The sequence below is a fragment of the Nocardia sp. NPDC005746 genome (assembly GCF_040630785.1).
In the GTDB taxonomy this organism is placed as follows: domain Bacteria; phylum Actinomycetota; class Actinomycetes; order Mycobacteriales; family Mycobacteriaceae; genus Nocardia.
Map to the genome: position 1 here is coordinate 213033 of NZ_JBEXYE010000008.1, position 10407 is coordinate 223439.

The 10407-nt window shown below is 68.6% G+C and carries 10 protein-coding genes and 1 pseudogene; 2 read left to right on the top strand and 9 right to left on the bottom strand.

Translation table 11 applies throughout. The features are described 5' to 3' along the window. Nucleotides 1-46: 46 nt before the first annotated feature. The 9 genes from ABZ412_RS17660 to ABZ412_RS17700 form a co-directional block, all read right to left on the bottom strand. Nucleotides 47-1066: a lysophospholipid acyltransferase family protein gene (locus ABZ412_RS17660; RefSeq protein WP_357281869.1), complete on the bottom strand. Its 1020-nt coding sequence runs from the start codon at nt 1064-1066 to the stop codon at nt 47-49. After that, nucleotides 1063-2094 carry an NAD-dependent epimerase/dehydratase family protein gene (locus ABZ412_RS17665; RefSeq protein ID WP_357282042.1) on the bottom strand — a complete coding sequence of 344 codons (1032 nt, stop codon included), beginning with the start codon at nt 2092-2094 and terminating at the stop codon, nt 1063-1065. The genes ABZ412_RS17660 and ABZ412_RS17665 overlap by 4 nt, the downstream gene beginning before the upstream one ends. A 222-nt stretch (nt 2095-2316) precedes the next feature. Further along, a complete protein-coding gene (locus tag ABZ412_RS17670) occupies nt 2317-2418 on the bottom strand; it encodes an AURKAIP1/COX24 domain-containing protein (protein WP_003402602.1) in 102 nt (33 codons plus the stop codon). 195 nt (nt 2419-2613) lie between these two features. Next, on the bottom strand, nt 2614-2859 hold the full coding sequence (locus ABZ412_RS17675) for a helix-turn-helix domain-containing protein (protein ID WP_154790969.1): 246 nt from the start codon (nt 2857-2859) through the stop codon (nt 2614-2616). A gap of 208 nt (nt 2860-3067) precedes the next feature. After that, a complete protein-coding gene (gene proC / locus ABZ412_RS17680) occupies nt 3068-3889 on the bottom strand; it encodes a pyrroline-5-carboxylate reductase (RefSeq protein WP_357281871.1) in 822 nt (273 codons plus the stop codon). Between the two features lie 59 nt (nt 3890-3948). Continuing rightward, the gene (locus ABZ412_RS17685; RefSeq protein ID WP_357281873.1) at nt 3949-4845 is read right to left on the bottom strand and encodes a thioesterase family protein; all 897 of its coding nucleotides are present in this window, start codon (nt 4843-4845) and stop codon (nt 3949-3951) included. Between the two features lie 102 nt (nt 4846-4947). After that, nucleotides 4948-5868 carry a sugar phosphate isomerase/epimerase gene (locus ABZ412_RS17690; protein WP_357282043.1) on the bottom strand — a complete coding sequence of 307 codons (921 nt, stop codon included), beginning with the start codon at nt 5866-5868 and terminating at the stop codon, nt 4948-4950. 22 nt (nt 5869-5890) lie between these two features. Continuing rightward, nucleotides 5891-7705 carry a hypothetical protein gene (locus tag ABZ412_RS17695; protein ID WP_357281874.1) on the bottom strand — a complete coding sequence of 605 codons (1815 nt, stop codon included), beginning with the start codon at nt 7703-7705 and terminating at the stop codon, nt 5891-5893. After that, nucleotides 7702-8694 carry a Ppx/GppA phosphatase family protein gene (locus ABZ412_RS17700; protein WP_357281876.1) on the bottom strand — a complete coding sequence of 331 codons (993 nt, stop codon included), beginning with the start codon at nt 8692-8694 and terminating at the stop codon, nt 7702-7704. The genes ABZ412_RS17695 and ABZ412_RS17700 overlap by 4 nt, the downstream gene beginning before the upstream one ends. Before the next feature lie 119 nt (nt 8695-8813). On the opposite strand from ABZ412_RS17700, the gene ABZ412_RS17705 reads away from it, so the two are divergent. Then, nucleotides 8814-9677 carry a hypothetical protein gene (locus ABZ412_RS17705; protein WP_357282044.1) on the top strand — a complete coding sequence of 288 codons (864 nt, stop codon included), beginning with the start codon at nt 8814-8816 and terminating at the stop codon, nt 9675-9677. 109 nt (nt 9678-9786) lie between these two features. Further along, nucleotides 9787-10407 (top strand): annotated as a pseudogene (locus ABZ412_RS17710) (hypothetical protein); the annotation flags it as partial.

Genomic DNA, 10407 nt, shown 5'->3' on the forward strand with positions numbered 1-10407 from the left:
CCCGCTCCCATTCGGGGCGGGCCGGTCGCTGGTCCGTACCAATTATCTAGCCGGTGAACGGATTCCGGCGCTTGATCAGATTCTTGTACAGCGAGCCCTGAATGGTTTCGCGGACCTGATCGGTGATTTCGAACATCGTCATCGGATCATCGGCGTCGGCGGGCTCGTATCCGGCGGTGGAAATCGGCTCGCCGAATTGGATGTACCACTTCGACGGGAACGGAATCGCGCCGAGCGGACCCAGATGCGGAAACAGCGGCGTCACAGGGAAATACGGAATACCGAGCAGCCGCGCCAAAGGTTTGATATCGGCCAGCTTCGGATAGATCTCCTCCGAACCCACGATCGAGCACGGAATGATCGGCACCCCGGTGCGCACCGCCGCCGACACGAAACCGCCACGGCCGAAACGCTGCAACTTGTACCGGTCCGAATACGGCTTGCCGATGCCCTTGTAGCCCTCGGGGAAAACACCCGCGACTTCGCCCGCGCGCAAAAGCCTTTCGGCGTCCGCGGGGCAGGCCAGGGTGTGCCCGGCCTTGCGGGCCAGCCCGCCCAGCAGCGGCGTCTCGAAGATCAGGTCGGCGGCCAGCAGGCGCAGCGCGCGCTGCTTGGGATGCCGGTCGTGCACGGCCAGCTGCAGCATCAGCCCGTCCAGCGGCACCGTGCCCGCGTGGTTGGCCACGATCAGCGCGCCGCCCACCTCGGGAATGTTCTCGATACCCGACACCTCGACCCGGAACCACAGGTCGGACAGCGGCCGCAGCATCGGCAGGATCACCGATTCCAGCAGGTGCTCGTCCAGGCCGTACTCGTCGACCTGGTAGTCGCCGGTGAGGCGGCGGCGGGCGAAGTCGGCCGTGTAGCGGACCCCGTCGGCCACGGTTCCCCGGATCATCTCCCCCAGCGACTTGGGCTGACGCGCTTCGACTTCAGCCAGCCGATCGGTCAGCGAGGTCACCGGGGTGAGCGCCGGTTCCCCCGCCGGCCACACCCGCGACGGGCGATTGTGCCGCGCCTCGAAATCCACGTCGTGAAGTCGAATCACCTTCGCTACATCACTCATTGGTGTGCTCCCGTCCCGGCCCCGAGCAGGCCGAGAAGCTTGTTTTCTGCGGCGTCGATCCACGCGGGATCGATCACGGGCCGCAACGCTGCGCCCCCTATGAAGTCGTCGAAGGCCTGCACCGTGGTCCAGCGTGGACCGAAGCCCAGTTCGGTCCGCATCCGGGTGGTGTCGAGGCCACAACCGAAATGGAAATAGTCGATCTGCTCGGCGGTGAACTCTCGCATCACCGGGCCCATCACGGTGCGCCCGACGCTGCGGAACACCGAGTACGGGACAGGCAGTTCGACCCGACCGGCCCGCCGGATCGCCTGCGACAGCGCCATCGCGCCGTCCCCAGCCACATTGTAGGTGCCGCCGGGGGCCGTCATGGCCCCGTGCACCAGGGCGGCGATGGCGTCCTCCTCGTGCAGCAGCTGCATGCGCGGATCTCGGCCCAGGATGGTCGGCGTGATCGGCGAGCGGAAGTACTGCACGCCCCGCTTGGCCAGCTGCGGGCCCACGATCGGCGGGAACCGCAGGATGGCCGCCGAGATGTCGGGCCGGCGCCGGGCCAGCCCGCGCACGAAACCCTCCACCTCGATCATGTCCCGCGCGAACCAGCCGCGCGGTGGTGTGCGGGCGCTCATCTCCTCGGTGAACTTCACCGGGTCCTTGGCGCTGCACCCGTAGACGGCGGAGGAGGAACGCACCACCACCCGCCGCACGCTGGACGCCTTGCGGCACACCGCGAACAGCTGCATGGCGCCCAGGACGTTCATGTCCTTCATGGCGGCCCGTCCGCCACCCGAGGGCGGGCGCGACAGCGCGGCGGGATGCACCACCGTATCGACCTGATTGCCGTCGATAACCTTGCGGATCAATGGATTACGAATATCGGCGCGCACGAATTCGGCACGGCCCATACGGCGCAGCAGTTCACGGCTGGGCTGTTTGGCGTCCACGGCGATGATGCGTTCGACGGCCGGGTCGGCCGCCAACCGGGCCACCACATTGCCGCCGAAGAACCGGCTCGCACCGGTCACCATCACCACCTTGGGCGGTTGCCCGTCCCGAGTCCCTGCCACTCCGGATCCCACCTGGCCCCCATGCCTTGAATTGTCATCGGGCGTTTTTCCCGCTCCCAGGGTAACCGGCGAGTAGGGGGCATTCGAAGGGTATTAACCAGGATCTAACGATGAGTTCGATCACCCGTGACGAACGAAAGCCCGCCACCGACGGTGACGGGCTTCCAGCTACGACGCAGCGGCTTACTTGCCGAGTTTTCTGCGCTGCACGCGCGTGCGGCGAAGCAGCTTGCGGTGCTTCTTCTTCGACATGCGCTTGCGGCGCTTCTTGATCACAGAACCCATAGGGTTGTTCCTCGCGTTCTCTCGGGTCATCCCCGCTTCCGCGGGGTGCACACTGTCTGACCCTGCACAGTCCCTACCCGATACGGGCCGAGATGGACCCGGCGGCACCACCGGCACGTACAGGATGCCGGTTCATGCTACCGGGCCACTCTCGGGCGAACGAAACGGGTGGGGCCGATCGGTTATCGGGCCGTACTACCCCGCGTCGAAGTAGGACGTCTCCAGATAGTCGTGCACCGCCTTGGCGTGCACCCGGAAGGAACGCCCCACCCGCACCGCGGGCAGCTCTCCCGAATGCACCAACCGGTACACCGTCATTTTGGAAACCCGCATCAGATTCGCGACCTCGGCAACGGTGAGGAACTGCGTTCCCCCTCCGATGACGGATCCCGCGGTGATTGGGCTGTTTCCGGACCTCGCTTGGCTGTTTCCAGACATCATTGCGCCACTGACCTCCGGCACGTCCGCGCCGCCGGCTTCCCCACCGGCGGAACAGACACGCACGTGCTCCTTGAAGCTTAGCGGGACCAGTGGGATTGCTGCGACGGGTGTGAGAAATCAGCCTTTGCTGTGGCGAGTCGGCCTACGGCAGCAAACTAGCAACCGAGCAGTATTGGAAAGTGGGGAGCACACTCACCCACTCTCAACGTTAGTCCGCGATCGCACCGAGTTCGGCGGAACGGCGTTTTGCGGCGTGCAACGCATCGTGGAATGCCGATCGCACCGCACCCCGCTCCAACTCCCGCAAGCCCGCCGCGGTGGTCCCCGCGGGCGAGGTGACGGCCGCGCGCAATTCCACGGCAGACTGACCCGACTCCTCCAGCAGCGCGGCCGAACCGAGCATCGTCTGCGTGACCAACTGGGTGGCCACGTCGCGGGTCAGGCCCAGGCCCACCGCGCCGTCGATCATCGCCTCGACGATCAGGAAGAAGTACGCCGGACCCGAACCGGACACCGCGGTGACGGCGTCCATCTGCGCCTCGGAGACGGTCACCGCCTTGCCGACCGATTCCAGCATCTCGGTGACCAGGCCCAGCTGTTCCTTGCGGGCGTAGCGGCCGGGGGCGATGGCGCTCATGCCCTGGCCGACCAGCATCGGGGTGTTCGACATGACCCGCACGACCGGGAAGCCGGCGGGCAGCTTGGATTCCATGCGCGCGGTCGTCACCCCGGCCGCCAGCGACACCAGCACCTGATCGTGGTCCGCCGCGCCGAGCTCGGCCTTGCCCAGCTCGGTCAGGACCGCGTCCACATCGTTGGGCTTCACCGCGATCACGATGAGATCGGCCGCCTTGCCGGCATCGGCGATGTCGTCGGTGGCACGGATCCCGAACCGGTCCGCCAGCGCCTCGGCGCGCGCCGGCACCGGCTCGACCACCACCAGATCCTTGTTCGCCCGCCCGGACTCGAGCAGGCCCGCGATCAGCGCCTCCCCGATCCGACCCCCACCGATTACCGCAATCCTCGTCATAGCCTTCAAGGCTATCCCGCCTCCCCGAGCCTTCAGCGCGGGGCTGAGAGCCGTTGGCGTCAGCGCGCTTGGGGAATCAACGCCAGCTGGCGGCTCTGGGCCACGATCGCGCCCGTGGAGTCGATGACGAGTTGGTCCTCGTCGAACATGCGGTTGCCGACCTCGCGGGAGTGCGCGATGACACGCAGCCAGCCCGGGGCCGGGCGGCGGCGAAGGTAGGTGGTGAGCTGGACCGTGGGGGCCCAGCCGAAGTGGCCGAGGTTCATCGGGACCGGCGGGCTCATGTCGGCGGACATGAGGGCGAAGAAGGCGGACACGTCCGGATCCTGCTCGTCGCCCGCGAAGGGGCGGATCCACAGGCGCAGGCGGGGTTCGGACTTCTCGCCCGCGAGGAAGCGGGCCCAGGTCGGATCGAGGGCGACCGAGGAGCCGCGGGCCACGTGCACGATCTTGCCCATGGGGTTGCGGTCGTCGTAGACGAGCGCGTCGGCGGGCGGTTCCGCGGGCATGTCGCCGACGTGGTCGGCGGCGTACTGCGGATCCCCGTCGTCAAGGTGGCTGAACGTGAGGGCGGTGTGCACCAGGGTGCGACCGTCCTGGATCAGGCTCGCGTCGACGAGGGCGATCTGGCGGCCCAGCTTGCGGGTCCGGACCTCGTACTCGACCGCGCCGGGGACGGGCGCACCGAGGAAGTCGGTGCTGGCCGAGATGGGGAACATGGCGGCCTGTTCGGGGGCCGTGCGGCGCAGCCATTCGGTGGCCGCGGCGGCGCTGCCCGCGACCATGGTGCCGCCGTGCAGTTTGTCGCCGATGGTCCAGGTGGACTCGATGGATCCCGCGTAGCGGCCGGTGTCGGGAGTGGGCGCGTCGAGCTCGGTCAGCGTGCAGACGCGACTGAACGGCGCGTCGGCCAATTCGCTCGTCGACGCCGGGTCGACGGTCAGCTCCGTTGTCATCCGCTGTCCTTCCACTGGGTTTTGTACAGCGTAAATGGACCCGGTGAAAATTCCGGACGGGTCGTGGGATGAATCACCCCGGCAACCGCGCCGAATGACGATTCAGCCGCGATGCGCGGCCGTCGGCTCCGGCGTCGGGGCGGGCGAGAATCCGTTCAGATGCTCGCGCGCGAAGGACAGTGCCCGATCCAGCATGGCCGCGCGATCCATCGTGGTGCGAGCCATCTGGGTGTTCACCTCGATGACCGCCTGACCATCGAAACCGTTGCGCGTCAACATGTCACAGAGCTCGGCCACCGGCTGGGTGCCCTCCCCCGGGATCAGATGCTCGTCGGTGGCGGCGCCGCGGCCGTCGGCGAGATGCAGATGGGTCAGGCCCGAGCCCATGCGCTGCGCCAGCGCCAGCGGATCCACGCCCGCGGTCGCGGTGTGCGAGGTGTCCAGGGTGTAGTGACGGTAGCCGGTCTCGGTCGGGTCGTAGGAGGGGCTGAACGTGGTGATCGACGGCCCGGGCCCGCCACGGCGGCGCAGCCGGTCGATCGAACTGCCGCGCAGCAGGGTGTCGGCGCGCATCGGGAACATGTTCTCCACCGCGACCGCCACCGGCGACGAATTCTCCAGTTCCGCAACCTGTTTCGCGAAGCCCTCGGCGTAGCGGCGCTGCCAGCGGAAGGGCGGGTGCACCACCACGGTGGCCGCGCCCAGCGCCTCGGCGGTGTGCACGCTGCGGGTCAGTTTCGCGATCGGGTCCGACCCCCAGACCCGTTGCGAGATCAGCAGACACGGGGCGTGCACGGCCAGCACCGGCACGTCGTATTTGTGCGCGAAATGCTGCACGGTGGAAATGGACTGGCTGGCCGGTTCCGCCCAGACCATGAGTTCGACCCCGTCGTAACCGAGTTCGGCCGCGTACCGGAACGCCGCCTCGGTGTTCTCCGGATACACCGACGCCGTCGACAGCCCGACCCGGACTTCCCCGCGCCCCGCCCGGCCCTCGGTGCTCGCCCCCTGCGCTTGCACGATATTCCCCACTGCCGCTCCCTGCTCAGTTCGTACTGAGTAGAAAGGCTAGCGGTCCGAGCGTCACGAAGACGCCTACGACGACGGCAATCACAGTGCTGAAAATGTCATCGGTGCGGCGCAGCACGCGCACCAACGCGACCAGGCCGAGGATCACGACCATGGCCAGGGCCAGGGCGACCCACGGCAGCACTTCCCACATGCGTTCGAAGCCCTTGAACAGCAACATGCCCGCGACCGCGGCGCCCACGCTCTGACCCGCGATCACCAGCCACTGCCGGCGGTGCTCGTCCTCGTCGGACCGGCCCGCCGACCGCGCGCCCGCGGCCCGCGACCGCGCGGGGCCGGCGGCCCCGCCGCGACCGGCCTTGCGGGTGAAGGCGCCCGCCTTCTGGGTGAGCGCGGAGAACCGCGCGCCCATCGACGACGCGGGCTCGTCGTCGTAGTCGTCGTAATCGTCCTCGTCGAGCGGCTCGTAGAAGTCGGTGAGGTGGTCGTCGGGTTCGGGCTCCGGCGCGACCGCCCCGCGGCCCCGGGAACCGAAGCCGCGGCGTTTGCCCGCGTTCCGCGCATTCCGCTCGGCGCGCTCGTCCTCGCGCTGCTGAGCGTCGCGCAGCAGATCCCCGGCGACCGACTGGCCCGACAGCAGCTGCTGATCGTCATCGGCGAGCGAGGACCACGCGGCCGTCGGCACCGCCGCCTGGTCGCCACGGTCCGGCTCGGCGTCGGGTCCCGGCCGTCTTCGCGCCGACCACTCCGGCAGCCCGGTGGCCGCTCCGTGATCGACACCGCCGCGGCGATCCCCGAACGGCGGGGCGGGCTGCGGTTCGGGGGTCTGCTGCCGCTGCGACTGGGCCTCGGCGTGCCTGCGGGCCGAGCGCGACATCGGCGGGGCGGCGGCCTGCGGCGGTTCGAAGGCGGGGCGGTCCTGGTGCGGAGCGCGCGGCAGCGGCTCGGGCCCCGGCGTCGGCGACCACGCGGGGGCGGCCTGGTCGAACTGGGTGTGGTCCTCGAAGGGTGGGCGGGCCACCGCGGGGTTGAACTGGGTGCGCGAGTCGCGCTCGGCGCGGGCGGCGATGTCGCGCATGGCGTCCGAGGCGGCGTCGCGGGTCGCGGCGTTGTCGCCCATGACACCGCTGTCGGTCCGGGAGCCGTTGTCGCCGCGGAAGGGACGCACCTCGTCGGTGGTGTCGTCCTCGGGGTCGTAGCGGCGGCGGCGACCGCCCTCGCGGGGTGCGGGCGGTGCGGGCGCGGCGGGCGGTTCGGCGCCCAGGCCGTCGAGCGCGAAGTCGGAGTCCAGCGGATCGGGCTTGCGGCGGCGACCGCCGGAGCGGGGCTCGACGGGGGCCGGGGCCGGGGTCTCCGTGGGGGGCCAGTCCAGACCGGCGGACCAGCTCTGGCCGGACGGCTCGGGTAGGGACGGCGGCTGCGGGGCGGGGGCCAGCGGGTCGTAATACGAGATGGGCCCGGAGAGCGGCGAATAGGCTGGTTCGGGCTCTGCGACCGAATAGGACGAATAGTCCGGTTGGGGCGGGGCCGCGGGAGTGGAGAAGTCGGAGTAATCCGAATAGTTCGAGGAATCAGAGTAATTCGAGAAGTTCGAATAGTTGGAATAGTCCGATTCCGTGGCGGCGGGCTCGGGCTCGGCGGCGGCTTCCTCGTCCGGCGCGGCGTGGGAGGAGGATCCGGGCACGATCGGAATGTCACCGGTCAGTTCGGCGACGGAAATACCCCGACCGCTTCGGCGTCTGCGACCCCCACCGTTCGCCGAGCCGCCGCTTTGCTGCCCGTTTCGCGCCAGTAGCTCGGCGACGGACAGCTGACTTGAATCCTCGGTCATCGAGACACCGTTTCGATCGGGCCCGTCAGGCCGCTGTCGGGGCCGCCGGCTATCGGTTCGCTATCAAGGTCGGTATCCAATTTGCGCAAGATCAATCCCTCTCGCAGCGCCCAGGGACAGATGTCGAGCGTGTCCAGGGACAGTGCCCGCATACTCGCCTCCGCGACCAGCGCACCGGCCACGAGTTGTTGTGACCGATCAGAACTTACGCCTTCCAATTCTGCCCGGTCGGCGGCTGTCATTCTCGATATGAACGCAATCAGCTGCCGCAGGCCGGAACTGGTCAGGGTACGCCGCACTCGCGGTCCCGCAACAGAGGGGGCGGCACCGGTCAACCGGGCCAGCGAGCGGAAGGTCTTGGAGGTGCCGACCGCCAGATCCGGGCGGCCCACCTCGAGCAGTTGCTTGCTGGGCAGCACCAGCTCGGCGTCGAGCCAGTCCCGCAGTACCGCGACCCGGCGCTTGCCGGGTGGGTCGTGGCGCAGCCAGTCCCGAGTGAGGCGACCCGCGCCCAGTTGCAGCGACAGGGCCATGTCCGGGTCCTCGTCCGCGCCGTTGCTCATCTCGAGCGAGCCGCCGCCGATATCCAGGTTGAGGATCCGCCCGGGGCTCCAGCCGTACCAGCGGCGCACCGCGAGGAAGGTGTGTCGAGCCTCATCGACACCGGAGAGCACCTGCAGATTGACGCCGGTCTCGGCGCGGACCCGGGCCAGCACCTCATCGGAGTTGGTGGCCTCGCGGACCGCGGAGGTGGCGAAGGCCATCAGCTCCACACAGCCGGAAGTCTTTGCGATACTTGCGAATTCGGTTACGGTGGCGGTCAGCTTGGCGGCCCCCGCGGGGGTGATCCGCCCCTGGTCGTCCATGCTCTCCGACAGTCGCAGGGCCGACTTCGTCGAACTCATCGGCATCGGGTGTCCACCACGATGCGCGTCCACCACGAGCAGGTGGACGGTATTGCTTCCCACATCGAGTACACCGAGCCGCACATGAACACGGTACTGGGTGCGTCAGGACTTCTGGCCAGGCGACTGAGCTGTTAGCGTTCCGCATTGTGACGACAGGGGCATCGGCGAGCGGACCGACCGGGCTGCGACCAGCGGCGAAGATCGACCCGACGCCCGAAGTAGAACTCGACTTCCCGCGCGAGTGGATCGAATTCGTCGATCCAGCAAATGACGAGCATTTGATCGCGGCGGATCTGACCTGGCTGCTCTCGCGCTGGACCTGCGTTTTCGGCACACCGGCATGTCAGGGCATCATCGACGGCCGCGAGAACGACGGCTGCTGCTCGCACGGCGCGTTCCTCTCCGACGAGGAGGACGGCAAGAAGCTGCACAAGGCTGTGAAAATGCTCACACCCGAGGATTGGCAGCTCATGGGCGAGGCGACCGACGACCAGGGCCGGGTCCGCAAGAAGCTGTACCTCGAAGCGGACGACCTCGACGACGAACCCGCGCTCCGCACCCGGCGTGTCGACGGCGCGTGCATCTTCCTCAATCGGCCCGGTTTCAGTGAGGGCATCGGCTGCGCGCTGCACACCATGGCGCTGCGCAAGGGCCTGGAACCGCTCACCGTGAAGCCGGAAGTGTGCTGGCAGCTGCCGATCCGCCGGACCCAGGAGTGGGTGGAGCGGCCCGACGGCGTGGAGATCCTGCGCACCGCGATCGGCGAGTACGACCGGCGCGGCTGGGGTCCGGGCGGCCTGGACCTGAACTGGTACTGCACCGGTTCCCCGGATGCGCACGTCGGCACCCGGCCGGTATGGGAGGCTTACGCGCCGGAGCTGATCGAGTTGATCGGCAAGCCCGCGTACGACGAGCTGGCCGCGCACTGCCGTCGGCGGCAGGGCCTGGGCATCGTCGCGGTGCACCCGGCGACGGCCATCGCGGAGGAGAAGGCGGCGGCCGCTGCGGCCAAGCCGGTGACCAGCGCGAACCCGCCGAAGAAGGCACGCGCCGCGAAGAAGTAGCGGAATACTTGCCAGTAACTTTCTGAAAACACCGCATTTCACATAGCTGCTCGCTTACTGTGCCTCGACCCCTACCTACCTCGGGGGTCGCAGCACAGGAGTACGCATAGTGAGCACAATCCCCTTGGGCGGCCGTCACATCGGCGCCGGACTGGCCGCTCTGGCCATCGCGACCGGCGCCGTCTCGGTCCTGGTCACGCACGAGGCCCCCGAGGCCCACGCGACCGTCGACTCGATCACCATCTCGGGCTCGAACTGGACCGTCGGCCAGACCTACACCCTCTCCGCCAATCTGAGCGGCTGGGAGTTCGGCCTGCTCTGCTACTGGGAAGACAACGGCAACCCGATCACGAATCCGCCCTCCAAGGTGCCGTGGCCGGCGTATCACTCCAGCACCGACTGGACCCCGACCACCCCGGGCAAGCACACCATCAGCCTCAAACAGGGCGGTTCGACCAAGACACTGGTCGTGAACGTCAGCAGCCCCACCACCGTGCCGCCGACCACGACGACCACCGTGCCGCCGACGACCACCACGGTCCCGCCGACCACCACCACCGAACCGCCCACCACGACGGTTCCCCCGACCACCACCACGACGGTTCCGCCGGTTACCACCACCGAGCCGCCGACGACGACCACCACGGTCCCGCCGACCACCACCACCGAACCGCCCACCACGACGGTTCCCCCGACCACCACCACGACGGTTCCGCCGGTTACCACCACC